Source organism: Pseudarthrobacter sulfonivorans (assembly GCF_031454915.1).
In the GTDB taxonomy this organism is placed as follows: domain Bacteria; phylum Actinomycetota; class Actinomycetes; order Actinomycetales; family Micrococcaceae; genus Arthrobacter; species Arthrobacter sulfonivorans_C.
Genome location: NZ_JAVDRS010000014.1, coordinates 11,646 through 32,156, shown reverse-complemented (window position 1 = coordinate 32,156; position 20,511 = coordinate 11,646). Strand labels below are relative to the sequence as shown.

The following is a 20,511-nucleotide window of genomic DNA, read 5'->3' as shown; positions in this document are numbered from 1 at the left end:
TATCAGCAGCCAGCGCCAAATCCCATGGTGTTACTGGGAATTTTGCTGAGTGAGCACCGGGTGACCACGGTCTGCTTCGAGTCCGGGCCTCTAATGCCTTCGCCGCCGCGTCAACGCGGCTAGAGTCATTCAGGGGCCAAGAGGTGGTTCCGATATCGAGTGAGGGGGACCCAAACATGTCTTTTACCGCAAAGCTTGCAGACGGATCGATGATCGTTGAGTCCGGACCAGAGTGGGCGTACAACGTCCTCGACAGTGGGGTTCTGCAGATGGTGAATGTCGGCAGTCCCAACGGGAAGCATTGGTACGTCAGCGTTGAGTTCTCACCCAACTATTGGCACGCTGTCGATGGCACGCGGTTCCGCGGTAACTCTGATGCACTTGCTGGGCACGAGGGACTTATCCGCAGTGGGGCGCTTGTAGAAGCTGCGCCTGACGCGAAGCCCTACGAGCCGGCGTCGTCCTAACGGACGGTCAGTGATGTCCGGTAGCTAGCTTCTTCCGGCGATTTTCTTCGCGCCAGGCAGTGAAATCTTGCTGCTTGGCGCGAAGCTTCGCAGGGACCTGTGCGGCGTTGTTCCCGCTGAACTGATCAATAACCGCCAGTGTGGAGTGCGCGCAGCCGCTTATTCCGTTGCCGGCGCTCCCGGCTGCAGATCAGCGGCTCTGGGGCGCGCCGGATCAGACTCTCTCGGATGGCAGCCATCTGCTCGGGCCCGAAGCGGGCCTGGCGGCCGATCATCACCGCCGGCCACTCCCACGCCGCAACACGCCGCCGAACAGTCTCATATGACGCCTGGAGCATCTGGGCCAGCTCTCGGGACGTCAGGTAGGCCACCAGCGGAGGCGGGGCCGCCATGGCCTGACGCAGAGGTCCGCGGTGGCCCGCACGGGCTGAGCCGCAGTGACTTCACAGCCACGGTGCAGCGCCGGGTGGACAAGGACATCTTGCCGGGCTTCCCCGTTGGTAACCGCATAGACGAGATTCTGGACACCTTCATTTCCCGCGACGACAGCACGTAGGACCTTGGCGGCGCTAAAAGCCATCTAGTGACTGGCGAGCAACGCCTCACGGGCGCCCGCCAGTCACCACGGATTTCCTACCCCTCGTAGTTGACGCTACCGATCGACCATGCGGATACATTACGGAGATCAACCCGAGTCGGCGGAAGGGTGACCGGGATTCCGCCGTGGTTATGAACCTTGGGCCCGCTGAAGTGGACGTACCGCACTTGGCCCTTCAGCAACGGGTTTGCGGCCACGTCCTGGTCACGCTGGCTTGTCTGTTCTGCCCTCAGTTCCTGGAACGAGTCAAGGCCCTTCCCTAGGTAATCGCTGGCTTCACGGATGGACTCAGCCTGCGCCTTCGCCCAAGCGGCTTCGGACACGACCTTGCCGGAAATCATCTGGCCATCGACAACCACGGTCATGTCGATCGACCCGTCCTCCGCTTCCATGTTGACCCCGAATACGAGATGCAGCACGTTCGTGAGCCGAGGGTCGACCTCGTACCAGGACTGGGCCGCAAAGCCTTCCCTGCGCTGCTGCAGCTTTGTCTTCGCCTCGTCGCTCAGCTCGATCTGCTCAGTGTCGTTTTCGCTCATCTGTTCCTCCTGGTCAAATGCTTGAGGCGGACGCCCCCTTGTGATCGTAGTTGTGACGTTCGGCGGCTGACCTGCGCGTTCGCCACCAGCAAAGTATGTCGCCCATGCCAGCGGGCGGCCCAGTGAGCTGACGAGGTCAGATGACGGGCGGAGAACCCTTGTTACTGCTGGCACCATAATTGGGCGTGCCCCTGTCAGACAAGGTGGTGTTTTCGGTGGCAAGCCAGCCAGCGGCCGAAATCGGTTAAGGGAATCGATGGGTTCGATCAAGAGTGTCGGCCGGGACTGCGCAGGCTTTGGCCCAACACCGGACGCAGGTGGAGCGCTGCAAATCAACAAGTGACACGCCGCCGGAAGCTGTCGGCCATAAATGTCCGCCCCATCACGCATGATTTCTCTATGGATGAGCCCAAGCCCGAATTCACAACGTATGACGAAGTGCAGCAACGCATCCTTGTCGTACTCATGGAGGCGAAGTCAGGTCACATGTCCGCCGCCGCGGCCCTGGACAAAGTCCGAAAGCAGTTCTCTTGGAGCAAACTCGATCTCTATCCCTGGTCGGGTGAGCATGCGGGCTTGAAGCTTGGCGTGAGAGTCAGCCGCATACGTGATCACATGGTGGAAATTGGCCTCCTTGCCCGCACTGATCCTATGACGTGGCGGATTACCCGGGCGGGAGCGGAGACGGCCCGCAACTATGCCAGGCAGGAACGGGCGTCACGGTTCGCCGACGAAAAGCCCGGAGAGCCGGTATCGGTTAGCGCACACAGTCCTGGAACAAATAACCCGGTTGCAGCGGTGGCAGAAGTTGAGGCGCCCGGGCCGGCGGCGAGTCCCGAGGATGCCAAAGACCAACTGTTCAGGGACCCGTTTGACGAGGTCGAAATTCCGTCAGTACTTCCGAAAGTCAAAGAGTCCGTAGTGGCGCAAAAAGTCACTTTGAGGGCTGTTTCCATGGCATTTCACCCGGACGAGGAATTCAACCGGCGCGAACAGTTGTGGACGGCACTATTAGCCAGCGGCGGTCCCGAGGACGTGCCGCGCGGGCGCCTGCGCGAACTCAACATCTACGGCAACCAAGCTGGCATTTACGTTCCCAGCGCAGAGACCAGAACGCCGGACACACCGAAAGGCATTGCCCTCTCATTCCTCCACACCGGCAGGCACTACGACGACGAACTGACCGAAACGGGCGTAATTTACCACTACCCGACCACCGGCCGCTCAGGCCACGACGAATCCGAAATCGAAGCGTCCAAAGCCGCGTACCGCGCCGCGCTCCCCGTCTTCGTAATCGGGCCCGGAACAAAAGCCACCAACCGGACCGTCCACCGCGGCTACATCGAAGACGTCGATGACAGCAACCGCGTGCTCCTGATCACCTTCACCCGGGCACCACTTCCCCCGCCACCACCTCAGGACGAACTGGTCGACCGCTTCGACCTGACGGACACCGACCCCGCACCGACATTCAGCGCCCGCCGGAACCGGCCTAACCAGGTCCGCTTTGCCTTCGACGTCTACAAACGCTACGGCGCCGAGTGCGCAGTGTGCGGTCTCAACGTCAAAGGTCTCCTACAGGCCGCTCACCTGCTGTCGAAAAAGCTGGGTGGAAGCGATGACGCGCGCAACGGGCTACCCCTCTGCGCAAATCACCACCTCGCCTTCGACCGAGGCTACTGGTGCATTGACACGGACTTGAAGCTCCACGCGGCAAGCGAAGGGCCGTCCCTCTTCGACCTGGGGATCCACCGCTCAGACCTTTTCCACCTACCGCGCGCACCACACCAGGAAGCCCTGTCCAAAGTATGGACCAGCTGGGCGTCCAAACAGCCAGGAACGGCCTAGCTTTGAGCAACTGCACCCTGCATCAGCCCCGAGAGCGGCCGAAATGCACGCAACGACGCGCTTTGAAATTTAGATCATGGAAACTAGGCTGCCGGCCGCAGCGAGAATGGTTCCGAGGCCCACCCAAACTAAGTCACCGAGAAGTCCCTTAACTTGGCGTTGAATTCCTGCGATTGCAGATTCTTCGCCGAAAGGATCCTCGTTTAGTTCCTTTATTGTTCCGAGTCTTATGTTCGCTGCGGCGGCGATGCGACGGTAACCCTCCCAAGCCCTATTATGAGCTTCAATGCGGCTTTCCCTGTCGTCCTTCCCCAGACCCGGAGGGAAGATCAGATCCATCCTCGAGTCTTCTTTGCTCACCTCATTCAGGGTTCGTCTAAGTTTGTCAGCACGTTTGGCCCGGTCGAGTTCGATCTGCGTGGACCTTATTCCGCCGACAATGCCGAACAGCACTGCAACTGCTCCGGCCACGATGAGGCCGACCGCTAAATGTGACCATGTGAGCATGACGCCAGGTTAGTTCACAACGGACAAAGAGGCGTTTTGCGCCTCACACGACTCGGGTGGCCCCCAAGAGTTCCGACGGCCTCCCGCTCCACGACACCACTAAGCCGTCGCGGGCACGTGTTGCCGCAACGTACAGCAGCGATCGTTCCCGGAGTATGGCATCGGCCTGCTCCGCAGGGGCCAGATCCTTGACCTGATATGAAGCAGGCAGCGTTTGGTCCGAAACCCCGAAAAGAACTACCCTGGTGAACTCCATTCCCTTCGACCGGTGCATCGTCAATACCGACGGCGCGCCAGGCACCGTCGCTGCACTCGCCGTCCTGGCTTCGAGATGGCGTTCGTTCAGCCCGTTGATGACTTTGCCGATCTGAAAATTGGAGCGGACCAGGATTCCGACGGTTTCCAGCAACACCCCTTCGTCTTTCCACTTCCGCAGACAGTCAGCAAGGTTGTCCAGTTCCTCAGCGATCGAGGCGGATGCTATTTGTTCCGGCCGCGGCCCTACCCGTGAAGACGTATAGCCATTGATTGACTCATGTTCGCCTTCCATGTCCGTCACCGGAGCTCCGCGAAGAAGTCCGACGGCGTAGGCCAGGTTCTGCCGGGTAGTGCGGTAGTTGAGCGTCAACCTGCGCGAACGTCCGACGATGCCGATTCCGAAGCGGGACAACGGAACCTTCTGGCCGTAGATTCGCTGATGCGAATCCTCCGCGATGAAAAGGTCATCAGGTCCCCGCTGGACCAGCTCCCGGAGAAACAGCCAGTGGCCGGCGTGCAAGTCCTGCGCTTCATCAATCAGTACATGATCAAGGAGACGGGCTTCGCTGGCCGACGCACCCTGGCGAAGCACTAGAGCAGCGAGGTGCGCCAACTCCACGAACGACGCATGCATCTCGATCCGGTTGTAGTAGCGGTAGGCTTCCACGACTTTCCAGACAGCAAGCCGTTTCGCCCGGTTCAAGGCTGTGCCACGGCCGGCGCGGGGTACCTTCAGGTACTCGTCCTTGCCGCTGATGATGTTGGGCAGGATCACCGTTTCGTATTCCTGCTGGAGGAAGGTCGGGTTGGCGAGCTCCAGTTCCAGCTGGTGATCGACGTCGGCCAGGGCTGACTCCCACTGCTGGCGGGCACCATCCGTGTCCAGAATCTTCCCCAGCGCAGAAACCTCGAGCCCGAAGAGATCCTTCATGGCGCGGCGCTGCTCGATTTCCTTCGCACTTCGGAACACCTTGTTAACGAGGGAATCCACACCGGATATGTGGATGCCGGGCGCTCCTGGCTTTGCCGCCCGGGGAAGGTCGGCGTCCAGCTTCGACAGTCCGTTTTCAAGCGAATCAGCAAGGGTCGTTGTATAGGTGGTCAGGATAATTCGGGATGCCGGTTCAGCCGTGGCAAGCATCCGCGCGCGGTGGAGAAGGACCACGGTCTTGCCCGTTCCGGCACCTCCAGAGAGACGAAAGGAGCCGTTGTAACGACGTTCCGAGTAGACGCGCTGTTCGGGATGAAGGAAGGTGCGCCACGAGTCGAAGTCTCCACCTTCGATGACCTTTTTGAGCTCTTCCGAGTTGTCGCCCACGAAGGTGAATTGCATCTTCGTTGCGGGATGCTCGAGTGACTTTCGGATCTTCTCTTCTTCTGTCGCCTGCGGGTCGTCCTCGTAGCGGCTCAACGCGAGTTTGTCCTGGACTTCTTGGACGGAGGTGCCGGCAGCCAGTTCGAGGAGGGCAGTCGCCTGCCACTCCGGCGCGGCGTCCAGGACATCCAGGAGTTCTTCGTCAGATGACGATGCGAATGTTCGGCCTACAAGATCTGCGGCTAGGCCAAGTTCTGAAACAAGTTCAGCTGGATCCATGCCGCAGCCCAGAAGAGGGTTGATCCAGGTTCCAGGCGTTTCCTGGCGCGACGCATGCTCCTCATCGGGCACCTGAGCCTCGACGTCTGGCTCGGGCGTCGGAGCATCGGAAATTTCCGGCGCGGCAGGAGTAGCGGGCGGAACAGAGGGCAGATCACTATCGGGCGCGGACGCCCTGATGACCTCTAGGACGCCGTTGATGGAGTTCACCTGAAGCACGCTCGAGCGGGCGATGTCTATTGCCTCGTCGTGAGGCCAGGCGCCGTAATAGAAGTAGTGCGGGACGGTGTCGAAGGCGACCTTGAAAAGCACGGCCCGGTAGTTGAGGTCGATCCGCCCCGTCCGCACGCGGGGGTCAGCGGGCGCGTGCATGGGTTCGATGTGGAGCCCGGGCGCGGTGTCATCCTTCTGGAGCTTCTCGAAGAAGGAATACACCTTGTTCTTCATAGTGCCGTCGATCTTGTCCTTTTGCTTGATCCATGTCACCAGCGCCATATCAAGCTCCCTTCGTCTTCAGCAGTTCACGAATATCGTCAACGTCAGTCCCCACGGTGGCCCAACCGGCAGCCTCAAGTTCAGCACGCCCGTCGTCGCCGTCCAGCACGACGGCAATCCGGTAGTCGGGCCAGGCTATCGAGACCGGCAGGCCGTCCACCTCGAAGCCGAGTTCGGGCAGGACACTGATGTCCGCATTGGCAATAGCCAGCAAGACGAGCTTTTCGAATTCGGTGGCCTGCTCCAGGAGCTCGTTCCAGGCTGGACTGAGCCCGTCTGACATCTCCAGCCGGGCGGCCTCTTGCTCGACAGGTCCGCCGGAGCTGACCGTAGACATCACCGACCCGATCGTCAGACCGATCGGTTTGAACGCCAGAAGGTTGGAGAGCCGCAACCATTCGCGCCAGGATGCTTCATGTGAGGGAGAACCGACCGTTTGCGCCCTGTCGTCTAGGCACAGGCCGACGGCGATCGTGGACAGACTCTTGGGCGACCCGGCCGCCGCGAACCCCAGGCTCCCCAAGCTGTAGGTCCAGGCCGTGACGGTGCCAGCAGGCAAGGACGGCTTCGCGCCCTGGGACAGCTCCGCCGCGTGCGTGTACATCGCGTCGGCATCGCCGGGCTCCGGCCGCTGCGCCATCAGCATGAGCGGCACAAGTTCCGAGAAGTTCGCCCAGGCCTCGGGATCCGGCCGGTTGACCCACTCCCATAGCATGGTCATCGCGTCCCTACCCAGCAGATCCATGATCCCGGCATTCACGGGATAGTTGGCCATGAGCTGCGCGTTGAGCTTGGCATTGCCCCAGGAAGGCAGCGCAACATCGGCGCCGCGGCCGGCTCCGAACGCTTCCACGTCCTGCCACGTCACGGCCCAAGGCACTGTAGCCCCGGATAGCTCAGAGCTGTGCCGGAGCTTGTCGCGCTTGGTGGCGTCGTCCGCGATTCTGTTGTGTTCCGGGGACGCGTGGAAGGTGAATCCGTCCGTGTAGATCGCCAGCACGGGGAAGTTAGGGTCCGGCGGCCCCTTCAGCAGGAAGTCGGGGCGGGATCCGGCGACATCCACCTGCGGGATGAGCTGCCATTGGAACTGCTGCCCGGGGATCCGGAAGGTGATGGTGTCCGCCAGCGCACCAGGGGTTACTTTCGTGTGTGCGCCCACCGCCTTGAGCCGGTCCATCCAGGCCTTCCGGAACCGCTTTTCCAGCAGCGATTCAATCGAGGTCTCGGCGTCGGGCGCCTCCTCGGTGACAGTCCAGTCGGAGAACGACGGCGGTGCGGCGCCGTCCGTGGCGGCCTCACCGGAGCGCAGCAGCAAGCCAAGCAGGCGTTCGGCGCTGGCCCGGGCCACCTTGTCCACCGTCCATGGATCGGCGAAGGGAAGCAGGCAGTGATGGCACGCCAGTCGCTCCTCGAAACGGCAGCTGCAGTCGCGTACGGTCTGCCACGCAGCGAGCAGCAGCTCCCACACCCGTTCAGCGTTGGCGAACTCGGCCAGGTAGCCGGTGCCGCCTGGGACTTTGTCGTGCAGCATCAAGGCAACACGGTTCCCGCCGTGCGCGGGATCGTTGATCCGCAGCACTCCAAGGTGGTCCGGGGCTCCGCCCAGGACTTTCTGGAGACCCAGCAGCATGGCTGCTTGGAGGCTGGGGATCGAGAAGTCGTCGCCGTAGGTCACGTCGAGGGGCAGGTGCAGCACCACGCCTTGGGTGTTCAGTTCCCGGGCGAGCACCACTTCTTTGACGCTTTCCTGGGCTGCCTTGCGGTATTTGCACCAGAACCGGTGTTCGGTGGGCAGATTCTCCTTGGAGGACTGGTCCAGCTGACCGCAGTACGAGCACAGCCGGAACATCGGGGTTCGGACGTCGTCGCCGGCGATGGTCCGCACGCCGCCGTTGGAGGCTGACCGTCCGGTGTTGAGCCAGCGGATGGCCACCCGGTTGAAGTATTCGGCGCCGAAGTCGTAGCCCTCCACAAACCAGCGTTTCTTCAGGTGCTGCGGGTCGATGTCGGCCGCGGCCACGATCGTGAAGCGTTCCCGCACGCGGTTGTCGCGGCGGTCGTTGATCGCGGCCTCGTCCCGGCGGACTTCTGCGGAGACTTTCTTCATGACTACGACGTCGAGGACCTGGCCCATGTCCGCGATCGCGGAGGTGCCGCAGCGCAGACAGTTCTGCACAGCCACGGCGGCACCCAGGTCAGTCTTGATCCAGCCGCATCGCGGGCAGACCTGCCATTTTTGGATATGGCTTTGCTGGGGGCCAAGGTCCACGGCGTCGATCAGGATTTCCATGCCCTGCGCGTAGAACGTGGCGCCCGGTGCGTATTCGCTCAAGGCCACTGAGGCGCCACGGTTGTATGTAACAGTCTCCGTGACAAATTCCTGTGTGTCCGCGTCCTTCCAGGACAGCCCCACGTCCAGGCTGACCGAGTCGTCCAGAAGCGTGTAATTGGGCAGCACACCGTAGGCCTCCAGGACCGAAATCCAGTACTGGCCCCGAAGCTGCTTGAGCTGGTCCCGGATCATCTTAAGGGTGGCCTTGGCGGTCCGGACGGCCTGGTGCGCGTCGGAGGTCTTGTCGTCCAGCCGTTCCGCCTGGGCGGCCGCGGCCTCGAGCTCGGGCAGGGCATTGCCGATTTCCTTGCGGCGGGTGTCCAGTTCGACGACGTCGGCGCTCCACTCCCCCGCCGCCCTGACGAGGTGACGGGCGAGGCCGCTGGGCTCGCCGTCGTCGTGCTGTGACGCCCACGCTGTCAGGCGGGCGGCGCTGTCCGCGGAAATCCGTTCGCCGAACTGGTCCAGGAACTCCACCAGGTAGGCTGGGGCGTTCGCCATAGCGTCCTCGATCAGATCCCCGATGAACGATCCCGGCGCGACGCTTCCGAGGGCTTGAATGGCGTCGACCGGGTGCGGCCGGCCCGCAGCCCGGGCGAACCGGTCCGCGACGTGGGCCACGTACTGGCGACCCAGGATTTCTTCGGCATCCAGGTAGGTCGCGGGCGGCCGGACCTCCCCGTTGAGGACGGAGAGCGGTTCGTGGAGTTTGGGCAGATGCTCACCGCGACCACGCACGAAGGCGAGGACCAGGGAGTTGCCGGTCAGTCGGCCCGCCCGGCCCACCCGTTGCAGATAGGACGCCACGGACGTCGGCAGCGACGCCAACATGACACATGAAAGGTCCCCGATGTCGATGCCCATCTCCAGCGTGGGAGTGGCGACCAGGACGTTGGGCGCCTGCGGCTTGTCGGCGCCGGACTTGAATTGCGTTTCGTAGAGGATCCTCGTGGGGGCGTCGAGGAGCGAAGAGTGTTCCCGAGCCACGACACGCTTGCTCTCGCGTGAGGAGTACAGGTCCCGGTAGAAGTTGCGGGCGTCGGCGGCGTACCGCTGCAGGGTCCCGCTGCAGCGGACCAAGGTGCAGGGCCCCCCAACCAGCTGGTCGATGACCGTCAGGCTCCCGGGGGTGATGGCCTGGCACACCTTGCACTGGACGGTGTGGCGTCCTGCGGCCAGGTCCTCGGGCTCCGGGACGGAAAGCACGATTTTCTCCGGGTCGAGCCAGTAGACATCTGCGCCGGAGTTCGTCTTCGAGCTGCCGAGGGTTCCGTCATCAGAGAGTGCTGTGATGAGCGCCTTGGCCAGGTAGCCGCTGTCGGCGGGGGCCACGCCGAGGCAACGGGCTGTCCATCGTGCGTACCAGGAGGCCGAGGACGTGACGCCGTCCAGATTTTCGGTGGCTGCGGCGGCGCTGCCGATCCTAGGGAAGGCCGGCGCCGGCCGGCCGGAGGGGAATGCTGGCATGCCTTCACCCTTGGGCCGGCCGCCCCAGATCTGCCAGCGTTTGCCGTCGGTCGCGATGTAGCCTTTGAGCCATTCGTGATGGACGCCGCCCTGAAGGCGGACCCTTTCCACGGTGCCGCGAATCCACTGCAGCAACTGCTTCGGCGTGGGCGCGGTCTCCCCGACCGTGGTCTGGTGAAGAGTCGAGTCGTAGGCCTTCCGGGCTACAGAGAGCATGCGGGTGGGGTTGCCGGCGTCCGTTTCGACGGCCAGGGACCCGGTAAGTTCCAGGGTCCGGCCGGTCCGGGACTGGAGGCCGAGCTCCAAGAGGGCGTCGAACTGCAGCCGGCGTTTGGCGAAGCGCCGGGCCCGGACGCGTTCCGCGGGAGCTGCCTTCGGGTCCCAAAAGGGCTGGAAGCTTGGCCGGTCCACGAATTCGGGCGCGATCAGCTGGTACCTCCCCCCGGGTGTATCCGCGCGGGCAATCGCGGCGTCGACGAGTTCCGAGAGCGTGGCCGGCTGCTCGCCGAGGGCTCGCCGCAGTGCGGTGCGGAGCGTCATAGTGTGGGAGCGGGACTGGACGTATCCGGCCCGGTGCGCGGCGTCCTGGACACTGTCGGTGAAGACGAGGGCCTTCTTTTCCTCATCGTTCAGGCCCTCGGCGCCGAACAGATTCGAGATGCTCACGGAGAGCATGGTGGCGATGGCGCTGCCCATAAAGGCGATGCCGTCTTTGGCCTGGCAGGACGGGCAGACGTCCTTCTTGGACTGGTCGTCCGCGTCCTGCCCAGTGAGCATCAGAACGGGAATGATCCGCCCTTCAGCGAGATCGGCACTGTCTGCTGTCGGCGGCATGGTGGAAAGGCCACGGTTGACCGTGTGAAGCCAGTGCAGGCCCTGCACCTGCTCCGAGCCGTCCTGGCGGAATTCGATGATGTCCGCCTCGGCGGCGGCGGAGATGAGGGTCCGGAAGCGGGGGTTGTTGGTGACGCGAGCTTCGCGGATCTTGGAGTCGTCAAGTTCCAGGTCCAGGCCGGTGGGGGCCAGGACGGCGCCCCACCCCGAGCGGCCGCAGTGCCGGCAATAGAGCGCTGGCAGGTACATCTCGGGCGACTGATCCACACCGTCGTCCGCCCAACGAAATTTCGGTGACACGTCCACGGCGGCGTCCACGCGGGACATCTCGCGGATCCACAGGTGCGTCTCCACGGTCAGGGCGGCCCGGCCGTGGCGGGCGCGGATGTGGCTGAGCAGTGCGATGACGTGGGAGATAAATTCTTCCGCCCCGTCCGGCCTCACCCCCGCAGGCAACGAATGGGACGGGAAGATGGCATTCGTCAGGTCCGAAAGTGCGACGGCGGTGCTCGCATGCGTCAGCAGGGCGGCGGTCAGCGAGTGTGTGCGGATCGCATCCAGAAGGTCTGCGGGGCGTTCGTCGAAGAGCGTGTCCAAGATGGGCCCGACGACGGCTTCCGGGCCGCCGCCTGCCGCGCGCAGATCCGCGACGGCGTTGTTAGTGGTGGTGATGTCGAGGGCGATGGCGTTCAGGTCCCGGCCCTGTAGGGTTCCGTTGCCGAGCTCTGTCCAGGCTTCTTGGGCGAGCCGGGATTCGGTGACGACGGAGTCGCGCGGGAACACCTCCCCAAAGACAGTCTCTGCGAAGCGGAGCATCGCGTCGGGGTCGCCTTTGCTGCCCAGCGTTGCGGACGTGGCGACGGGTGTGGCCCGGCCGAGCGGACGGGCCCGGTCTTCCTCGCTAAGCCCGTGGGGATGGTCAGTCAGGTTGTCCGGCCAGTAGCTCTTGAGCGTCAGCCCGAGCCGGCGCAGCAGCATGGCGACGTCGGTGCCCTGAGCACCGTCGTAGGTGTGGAATTCGTCCAGGACCACGTATTGCAGGCTCGTCCCGGACTTCTGCCAGAGGGGCGAGTCGGTGTGGCGGAGCAGGAGCATGTCCAGCATTTTGTAGTTGGTCAGCAGGATGTCCGGCGGGTCCTGGTGGAAGACCTCGCGGTCATTGATCAGGCCGTCCCGGGCGACCTTGGTGCGGTTGGTGTCCTTTTGGCCGGTGTAGATGCCGGCAGTGACACCGGACAGCTCCGCGTGGGTGGTCAGCAACTCGGCCAGGCGTTTGGCCTGGTCGTTGGCGAGGGCGTTCATCGGGTAGAGGATGAGCGCCTTGATCCCGGTGATGCCCTCGCGTTTGGCGCGGAGCACATGGTCGAGGATCGGGTAGAGAAACGCCTCAGTCTTACCGGACCCGGTACCGGTAGTGACCAAGGTCGGCCCGGGACGACGGCGCGCACCGTTTATGCCCTTGCTGCTAAGCCGTTGGAAGGCCTTGGCCTGGTGGCCGTAAGGCTCGAAGCCCTCGTACCAGTCGAGGCACTCGCGCCAGCCAGGTTCTGCGGTTTCGAATGGGAGCCGCAGCCGGACGTAGGCGCCCTTGAAGAGCCCCTCCTCTGGGTCCGCGAGGAAGTCCTTGATGGCTGACTGTGCGTTCCCGTCCGTCAGCGCGAACGTCGTGGCGAGATAGTCGGAGAGCCCGCGGCGAAGATCCCCGGCCTGAGTGGTGGGCAGAAGCTCTGACATCAGGACTGCTCCCCCAGCATGTTCGAGAAGTGCGCGTAGGCCTTCCGCATGTCTTCCTCGCGGTCAAAACTCTGGAACGGGAACTCGAAGACGTAGCCGATGCCACTCTGCGGGTGCGTCCAGGTGCGGTCCTCATGGGTGAGGCTTTCGCCGACTTTCCGGTAGAGGCGGCTCATGTCACCGGGGACCTTGCGGCCGTTGGCGTCATAGAGGTCGTTTTGTTCGTAGCTACGGAGGACCGGGAACTGAGTTCGGTAGATGATGCACAGTTCATCGCTCGTGATACCCAACATGAGTGCCGCGAGCGCGTCAATCTCGATCTGCACCAGTCTTCGGTCAGCGGCAATTCTTACAGGGGCTTCCGGTGTCCAAGGACCGCCATCAAAGAGTCCGCTGTCAGCCCACGGTTCCGCAAAGGCTTCCGTGAGGCAGGTTAAGAGCATGAACCTCTTCGCAAGCTCGCGGGCAGCCGCGGATTCTAGCCGGATAGGTAGGAGGTTTAGGTCATCGCCGCCGATCTTAGACGCACCCGCAACCTTCACCTGGAAGTCTGCAACGAGGGACGAAGCGAAACCACCCACAGACATAAGACCCAAGAATTTAGTCGCGCTCGCCACCCCAGCCGAATTAACCGCGTGGACATGTGCCGCACCAGCTGGAATCAGCGACAGATTTAGAGTGCGCACGCCGGTAATCGCTGCCATGTTCCGCCAAGCTAACCGAGCTAGAGACCTCACTTCCTTGAGCTCCCCCTCCGGTCCAGACCAGAATCCGTACGCGTCTGCATATCGACCAGGATCTCCCTCCGGTTGATAGCTAGTGCGCGGGATGAAGTCTCCGGGCAGCGCCTCGAGATCAATTTCGGTCCAGTCAAGATTGTTCTTCATCGTGGGGTTGGGCTGCTTGGTAAAGGGGTTTGCGACGGTGAAGTGCGGGCCCTGGAGAATGACGTCGTCCCATGAGTCGGGCACAGCAGATCCAACCTCGAAGTATCCGTTCTTCCGGTCGGTCGTCTCGTTCCAACCGGATGAATATTGCAGCCTCAGCTCACGAACGCGTGGCGCCTTGCTGAGTTTTTCCAGTACCCGAGAGCTGGCCCGGTTGACGGGGTACACCATGCGGGCTTGGACCGCGGGGGTTCCCGGTTCGTCGAGGATCTCAGCCCATACGCGCAGAACGGATTCGTCCACGTTGATGATGCGTTCCCGATGAGGTCGGGTATCCCATTTTCCGTCGCCGTCTTTGAGACCTGGAATTTCGCCGGATCCGTCGTGGACCTCAGAGCGACCGATCGTATCCGGGTGGTAAAGAGACGCCGCCATTCTAAACCGTGGGGATTCGAGACGCATACCGTATATGTGCACACCGTAGGTCACAAGATGATGTATTTCGAATAGCGATAGTTCGTTAATGAACTGCCAATGCCGGCGCAAGCGACGGTAAGTCTCGGCCCTAAGATGCGCAGCTTTCTTTTCCGTGAAGTGCGATTCCGGGTGAAGCAGAGCAACTACTCCGGTCTGGGAAACGGACCTCCAAGTCCGCTCCATGAAGGAACGGTAGAGGTCCGGACGAAGGCCAGCCACGATGGGGTATGACGCGGGCGACGTCAGAAACTCCCGCACTCCCACGATCCCGGCAGCTTGAGAACACATGAACTCAACCTGAATGAGATCCGCCTTGGCCAAGCGCTGCTTTTCGGCCTTCTGCGCTTGCGTATGCTTGTCGTTCAGCTGCCACCACGGATCGAACTCCGCATATACAGCGTTTTCGTCCCAGTCTGGCCGCACCCACGGAGGGTTACCCACCTGTAGATCAAATCCACCGCGTCCAAAGATCGAAGCGAAGTCGAGTTCCCAGTGGAAGAAGCCCTGGTCGGCGGCGATGTTCTCGCACACCTGCAACCACGCGTGTTGCTTCTTGGCGATGTCGAGGTCGGCCACCAGGGCAAACTCAAGGTCAGCCCTTTCGGCGTCGTTCAGTTCTTCCCAGGTCGATGCCGCACCAAAGGTCTGCTGCCCTGCCATCTTCGATTCCTTGCCCTGCAGGCCAAGAATCGCTTCCAGAGCTGAAAGCCACTCGTCCAGTGTCGGCGGTGTCGCCCCGCCGGTCGCGCGCCCGGTTAGCGGCCAGAACCACAGCGCGTTCCAGGCATCCAACACCCGGCGAAGGCGCTGGTAAGCGCCGTTAGGATCGTTGAGAGTCTCCTCGATCTGCTCGCGGGTGACGGCCTGGGCGTGGGTGCCTGCATCGCTAGGGTCAGTACCCGACGGGCGTTTGCCAAAGTAGTTGATGTCCCGGCGGGCCTCCGTCTCGGCGACCTGCAGCCGGCGCAGGGTGAGCATCCACAGGGATTCGACCCGGCGCCCGAGGTTCACCATACGGTCGATCTGCGTTTTGCTGGGCCTGGACTTGATTTTGGTGCGCCAGGCCTTGAGCTGCTGCTGCGCCTCCCCTGCCAGGCCCTTGACCTCCTTGGCGTCGGCGGCCGCGCCCCAGCCTTCAGCCGGGAGCAGGAAGTGGTGGATGCGGCCCACCACGTTGGGATCGTCGGTCTCGGATGTCATGGCCTCGAGGAGGCCGGGCAGGGGCGCGTCCTGCGGGGCGCTCTTCAGCCATGACTTGTCATTCACCGACTGCCGGGAGTACGTGGCCCGGCGGGCGCCGATCAGGGAGTTGCCGCGGCGCAGGCGAAGCCCGAACCAGGGCGCCTGTAGGTCCTTCACCATGGTGTCGAGCCAGAGCGAGACCTCGGCTAGTTCCACCGCGGTCGAGTTCAGGTCCACGCCGTGGACTTGGTGCAGGGCGATCTGCGCCTTGACCTTCTGGAGTTCCTCGGGGTATCCGTCCGCGGGGATCCGGACGTCCAGCTCATCCTGCTTGCGCTTCAGGTACTCGTCGGCGAGCTGGCGGACAGCTTCCAGGGCGAACGCGCCGGACCCCAGAGCTGGCTCGCAGACGGTCAGGTTCAGGATGTCGTCGGCTGGGGTCTTTTGTTCGTTCTGGTCTAGCAGCTCTTCGAGCGCCTGGGACACGACGAACTTGGTCAGCACCTCAGGCGTGTAATAAGAGGCGGACTGCTGGCGTTCGCGGCCGGCAAGCCGGAACACGAACGAGCCTGCGGGGTGCAAGACCGGACGCCGCTCCCCCGTTCGTTCGTCTTCTTCCACCACGAAGTGCTTGGCGTCAATGGACTCGGACCGGTCCACCGGGATCACCCAGGAACCCTTGTCGGGGTTCCCGTCCTTGGCCACCTCGTGCAGGGGCTCCGCAGCGATGAATCCGGTGTAGGACATCAGGCCCTCATAGACGGCCCCGAGCTGGTTGATGCCCAGTTCCGCGTATGAAATGAAACCCCGGTCCTTGCCCTTGGCTTCTTTGCTCAGCAACAAGTGCTGGAGGACGCGCTGCAGCTCGGCGTTGCTCAGCTTGGTGTCATTGATGAAGGACGTCGCGGCGTCGTGGAAGAGGTCGGCCTTGAGCGGCTGAAAGACCAGGCCTTCGTTCTCGCCCGAGGCATCCTCGGAGGGATTCGCTCCTGCCGGAGCGTGGCCGTTGTCCACCAGGTGAAACAGCTGTGCGAGGGATTCGTAGATGTGGGTGCCGCGCCGGGACTCCGGGGACTGGATGTTGACCAGAGTCAGTTCCCGCAGCCGGTCCAAGCCGTAACCCTCGTTGTATTCGCCGGCACCAACCGGGAGGACGCCCATCTCCGGGGAGGCCTCAGCGTAGAGCAGGAAGAGGATCCGGTAGAGGAAACGCAGGGACTGGCGGGCCAGGACCTGACCATCCACGTCCTCCACGCCCAGACCCGCTGCACGGCGGCGGTCCAGGACATCATTGGCGATGATTTCGATGGAGCGCCGGATGCCTTCGCGAAGGTCCTGGGATACGCCCACGGTGTGTTTGACAGAGGCTTCGAGGACGCCGTCCCACCAAATGGAACCGTCCGGCGACGGCATGAGGGAATCGCGGCCGAAGATAGCCAGGAAACGGTCCGTCTCGGCGTTCTTCTTGGTGTCGTTGCGGTCGGCGACCAGGAGCGCATCCGCGGCCAGGTACCGGCCCTCAGCCCAGCGTTCCTGTTCAGTCAGCACCACCCAGCGGCCGGCCATGATCACCACAAACTTCGGGGCCTTGTCCGAAAGATAGGCCTCGGAAACGGCTTTCGCCACCGTCAGCACCGGAGACGGCTCTTTGCCATCCACCAGAACCCGCCCGAGCGGAAGCACCGTGGACAGCATGTCTTCCAGCGCGTCCGCCGGGGCGGCCTCGATAAACAGGACCTCGGAGTTCTCCGTTGCCCACACGCCGGGCACAAGCGTTTCGGTGCCGCTGCGTTCGAAGGTGACGGCCGCCGTCGGGCCCTTAAAGCCGAGGGCGCCGCGCAGGAGTGCGTAGGCCTTGGACGCGCCCGCCGGGTCTTCCGACAGCGCGGCGAGCAGGATCTGAAGGCGTCCACGGACCTCGGCGAAGCGGGTCAGGGTGGTGGATTGGCCTTCTTTGGCCGCATCGTCCCAGGACTTGCGGAGTTTGAGGACCTCGGCCTGGAAGGATTCCTTAGTGGAGTCCGTGGTGAAGAAGTGTTCGCTAATCCAGTCTTCGCCTACAACGATGGAATCAAAGGAGGGCATTACTGGTCAGCACCTTCCGGGACGGCGACAGGGGTTGCGCGGGGAACGACGATCAGGAGGGGGCGGACCAGGCGTTGGGCCGGGGCGAGCGATTCCGCGATGCGCTGCTCCTCGCTGACACGCTCGCGTTGCTTTTTCACTTCCGCCCGCTGGGCGAAGTCGAAGGACAGCTGGGTCCAGCCCGTGGCCCGGTCTTTCCATGCCTGCAGGCGCTGGTTGGCGGAGTTGGCAGCTGCTTCAAAGGTCAGCTGCATGGTATGCCGGGCGCTCTCCACTGCCTGTGACAGCAGGGTCTGCAGCCCGTTCACCGTGACGGGTCCGGGGTTGGTCGCCTTGGCGTCGACGCCGATGCTGCTCAGGTGCTCGCCCAGATCCCCGAGGGGTTCCGAGAGACAGAACGTCGGGTTGGAGGGGTCAGGGAAGTCCACGGCGATGAATGCTTTGGAGACCACCTGACCGCGGCGGTTCATCAACGTTCCCATGAGCAGGACCTGGGCGGCGTCGACGTCGCCGCGGACCACGAGGACTTCGCTACGGGACATCGAGGACAGGGCCCGGTCGCTGGCCCAGTCCAGAACGGGGTGGAGCGGGCCGAGATAGTGTGCCTCGGGCCAGCTCATGTCATCAGACTCGCGGGCGCGGTTCAGTTCCCGGGTGCCGGCGTCGACTGTCGTGGCGAGTTTGAGGCGCTCGGTGACCCTCCGTTCGGACAGATAATCCTGCGGGAGGTAGCCCAGGCGGTGCTGGAGGTCGATGGGCGGGTTGAGTTCGGCGAGGCCGTGTCCGGCGTGGACGGTCCAGCCGAGGACTTTGTGCGGATCACCGAAAGCCTCGTTGAGGGCTTCGTCCAGGAAGTCCAGGTCCGTGGAGTAGAGACCGAGCGGTTTCTCGACCGGGATGGTCTCGGTTTTCGCGCCGTCCTTCAAGGCCTCGAAGTCGAGGAAGCCCCACAGATCGCCCGTGTCTGGTTCGGCGTCGGGCGCTCCGACAACGTCCTCGAAGTCCTTCTTGCCCAGCAGGACGTCGCGGATGGCGTCTTCCTCCTGCTTGACGCTGTACTGCCCCATCAGGGAGGCGACATCGTTGAGGACCGTGTGCGCCTCATACTCGCGTTCCATAAGACGCGTCAGGACCTTGATGTCACCGGAAAAGCGAGTGTTGTGCGGGTTCAGGAGCAAGGTGGTGATCTGCGGTTTCTGGCGCTGGCCGAACCTGTCAATGCGGCCGTTCCGCTGTTCGATCCGGATCAGGCTCCAAGGGATGTCGAAGTGGATCAGATGATGGCATTCGGCGTGCAGGTTCACGCCTTCAGACGCGACGTCGCCGGTGACAAGAACCCGCAGCAGGCTGTTTCCGCGCTTGAACTGATCCACGATGCTTTGCTGCTCGACGTCACTGAGGCCGCCATGCAGGAGGCCGACGTTTTCCGGCTTGAGGCTGAGCGCTTTTGGTAGTGTTTCCTGCAGCCATTTCAGGGTGGCGACCCGCTCGGCGAAGACCACGGCCCGCTTCGGAGAGCCTTTGCCGACGCCGATCTTCTTCAGGTAGCTGACTAGCTCGCTGTACTTGGCGGATTCGCCGGTGTTGGCGGCCTCGGTGAGCTTGCTGAGTCGTTTGAGCGCTTCGGTTTCCTTGGCCTCGGAGGGGGAATCGGCGTCGAGCTTTCTCAGGCGCTCGGTGACGGTTTCGAGAAGCGCGGCAGGGCTGGACAGGAAGGCCTTGGCAAGGATCCAGGAGAACAACGCACCGTTCTGGCCCGAATAGGGGGCTGGTTTGCCCTCCGGGTAGAGCCAGACGTCGGAGAGTTCCTCCGCAATGGCGTTCTCCGCCGCAGAGGCGGAGACGAGCCTGTTGTCCGGTTCTTCACGCTCGGCCCAGTCCGCGCCGACTTCCTGAGAGACCTCGGGGCTGTGCCGGTGCCGGCGAATGATGAGATTTTCGACGTGCTTGGGGTCGAAGGTGCCATCTGGGCGGACAGCGGTGGGGTCCAGCAGACGCAGGATTTCCGCGAACGACTCGTTGCGCCCGTTGTGGGGGGTAGCGGAGGCCAAGATGAGGGCCTCGGTGTTTGGCGCGAGCACGCGGGCGAGCTCGTTGTTCATGGCCTGGGTGTTTGTGACGTTGTGGGCCTCGTCAATGACCACCGCGTCCCAGTGCAGTTTCCCGAGCTGGGCCCGGTAGCGGGGGCTTTTAAGCGTATCCATCGAGATGATGGCGCGCTTGTAGTAAGTGAAGGGGTTGCGGGTGGCCGGGAGCTTCTGCCGGATCTTCTGGATGCCGGCGGAGTCGAGTCGGACGAACGGCAGAGCGAAGCGGCACCAGAGCTCGTGCTGCATCTGCTCCAGTACGTGGCGCGGGGTGACGATGAGGATGCGTTCTCCGCGGCCGCGTTTGACCAGCTCGCTGAGGATCATGCCGATCTCGAGGGTCTTGCCGAGGCCCACCGCGTCGGCTATGAGGATGCGCGGGCGGATGTTCTTGGTGTCCAGGGCCTTCGCGACGGCGATCTGCTGGTACTTGAGGTTCCGCGACAGCATACGGGTGGATACGGTCAGGTACTCCGCCGACTGGGGCGTCGGCGTCTTGCGCAGGGTGGTCTCCAGGAACAATCGAGCCCGGCGGTAGTTGGGCGTGTCATCGGCCACGACCTTGGACCTTGCCGGGTCCACAACTTCGATGGCATCCAGCGCGGAGTAGAAGGCCGCAGTGGTGTCCCGAACGAGCTCGCTGAGGCCCTGGACCCTTATGAGAGTGCCGTCTACCGATTTCTCGACGCTGGTAACGAGCCAGTCCTCGTCCCGGACACGGACCACCGAACCCGGCGCAACGTTGAGCTCAGTTTCAGTGGTTCTCGTGATGGTCAAGTGACACTCCTGTATTCGGTTGCTCCCCCTGCGCACCCGCGGCAGCCTGTATCAGCTTAATGCAGCTCCCGGGCGACATAGGGCTATTACGCCTTGTCCGCCAGGACTGCATCTGCGCCGTCTGTTACACAGCTGGGCAAAGGCCGTTGTGATCCTATGTGCCCTTGCCTGATTCAAGCATGGCTAAACCTGCGGCCGCCGGTGTCCAGCAGCCGGTTGAATTAGCTGGTGACCAGGAGCTGGCTAGATTATTCGGGAGGCTAAGCCGTGCAGGACGTCGATGGGATGCGGTGGGGCAACTTAGGTGAAGGCGTTCACATAACAGAGTTGCGAGCGCGGAGCG

The 20,511-nt window shown here is 63.0% G+C and carries 8 protein-coding genes; 1 reads left to right on the top strand and 7 read right to left on the bottom strand.

Going from position 1 to position 20,511, the window contains the following annotated elements; translation table 11 throughout:
• Positions 1 to 592: 592 nt before the first annotated feature.
• Positions 593 to 859 (bottom strand): MerR family transcriptional regulator, encoded by a 267-nt coding sequence (locus tag J2808_RS21425; RefSeq protein ID WP_309820739.1) that lies wholly within the window; start codon positions 857 to 859, stop codon positions 593 to 595.
• A 241-nt stretch (positions 860 to 1,100) separates the two neighbouring features.
• Positions 1,101 to 1,604 (bottom strand): hypothetical protein, encoded by a 504-nt coding sequence (locus tag J2808_RS21420; protein ID WP_309820738.1) that lies wholly within the window; start codon positions 1,602 to 1,604, stop codon positions 1,101 to 1,103.
• A 399-nt stretch (positions 1,605 to 2,003) separates the two neighbouring features.
• Between J2808_RS21420 and J2808_RS21415 the strand changes: the two genes are divergently transcribed.
• On the top strand, positions 2,004 to 3,452 hold the full coding sequence (locus J2808_RS21415; protein ID WP_309820736.1) for an HNH endonuclease: 1,449 nt from the start codon (positions 2,004 to 2,006) through the stop codon (positions 3,450 to 3,452).
• A 69-nt stretch (positions 3,453 to 3,521) separates the two neighbouring features.
• Here J2808_RS21415 and J2808_RS21410 read toward each other — a convergent pair whose 3' ends face one another.
• The 5 genes from J2808_RS21410 to J2808_RS21390 are packed head-to-tail and all read right to left on the bottom strand — an operon-like array spanning position 3,522 to position 20,168.
• Complete coding sequence (locus J2808_RS21410; protein ID WP_309820735.1) at positions 3,522 to 3,959, bottom strand: hypothetical protein; 438 nt, start codon at positions 3,957 to 3,959, stop codon at positions 3,522 to 3,524.
• Positions 3,960 to 4,002: 43 nt separating this feature from the next.
• A complete protein-coding gene (locus J2808_RS21405) occupies positions 4,003 to 6,306 on the bottom strand; it encodes a 3'-5' exonuclease (RefSeq protein WP_309820733.1) in 2,304 nt (767 codons plus the stop codon).
• 1 nt (position 6,307) lies between these two features.
• Positions 6,308 to 12,673, bottom strand: coding sequence for a DEAD/DEAH box helicase (locus J2808_RS21400; RefSeq protein ID WP_309820731.1), 6,366 nt, complete (start codon positions 12,671 to 12,673; stop codon positions 6,308 to 6,310).
• Entirely contained in the window at positions 12,673 to 17,304 is a 4,632-nt protein-coding gene (locus J2808_RS21395; protein WP_309820729.1) for an Eco57I restriction-modification methylase domain-containing protein, read from the bottom strand. Before J2808_RS21395 ends, J2808_RS21400 begins: the two co-directional genes overlap by 1 nt.
• Positions 17,304 to 20,168, bottom strand: a complete 2,865-nt coding sequence (locus tag J2808_RS21390; protein ID WP_309820726.1) for a helicase-related protein — start codon at positions 20,166 to 20,168, stop codon at positions 17,304 to 17,306. The genes J2808_RS21395 and J2808_RS21390 overlap by 1 nt, the downstream gene beginning before the upstream one ends.
• Between the last annotated feature and the right edge of the window lie 343 nt (positions 20,169 to 20,511).

Bases quoted from the DNA above. Each gene is read 5' to 3' on its own strand.
- J2808_RS21425 (WP_309820739.1), bottom strand. From the start codon at position 859: ATGGCGGCCCCGCCTCCGCTGGTGGCCTACCTGACGTCCCGAGAGCTG.
- J2808_RS21420 (WP_309820738.1), bottom strand. From the start codon at position 1,604: ATGAGCGAAAACGACACTGAGCAGATCGAGCTGAGCGACGAGGCGAAG.
- J2808_RS21415 (WP_309820736.1), top strand. From the start codon at position 2,004: ATGGATGAGCCCAAGCCCGAATTCACAACGTATGACGAAGTGCAGCAA.
- J2808_RS21410 (WP_309820735.1), bottom strand. From the start codon at position 3,959: ATGCTCACATGGTCACATTTAGCGGTCGGCCTCATCGTGGCCGGAGCA.
- J2808_RS21405 (WP_309820733.1), bottom strand. From the start codon at position 6,306: ATGGCGCTGGTGACATGGATCAAGCAAAAGGACAAGATCGACGGCACT.
- J2808_RS21400 (WP_309820731.1), bottom strand. From the start codon at position 12,673: ATGTCAGAGCTTCTGCCCACCACTCAGGCCGGGGATCTTCGCCGCGGG.
- J2808_RS21395 (WP_309820729.1), bottom strand. From the start codon at position 17,304: ATGCCCTCCTTTGATTCCATCGTTGTAGGCGAAGACTGGATTAGCGAA.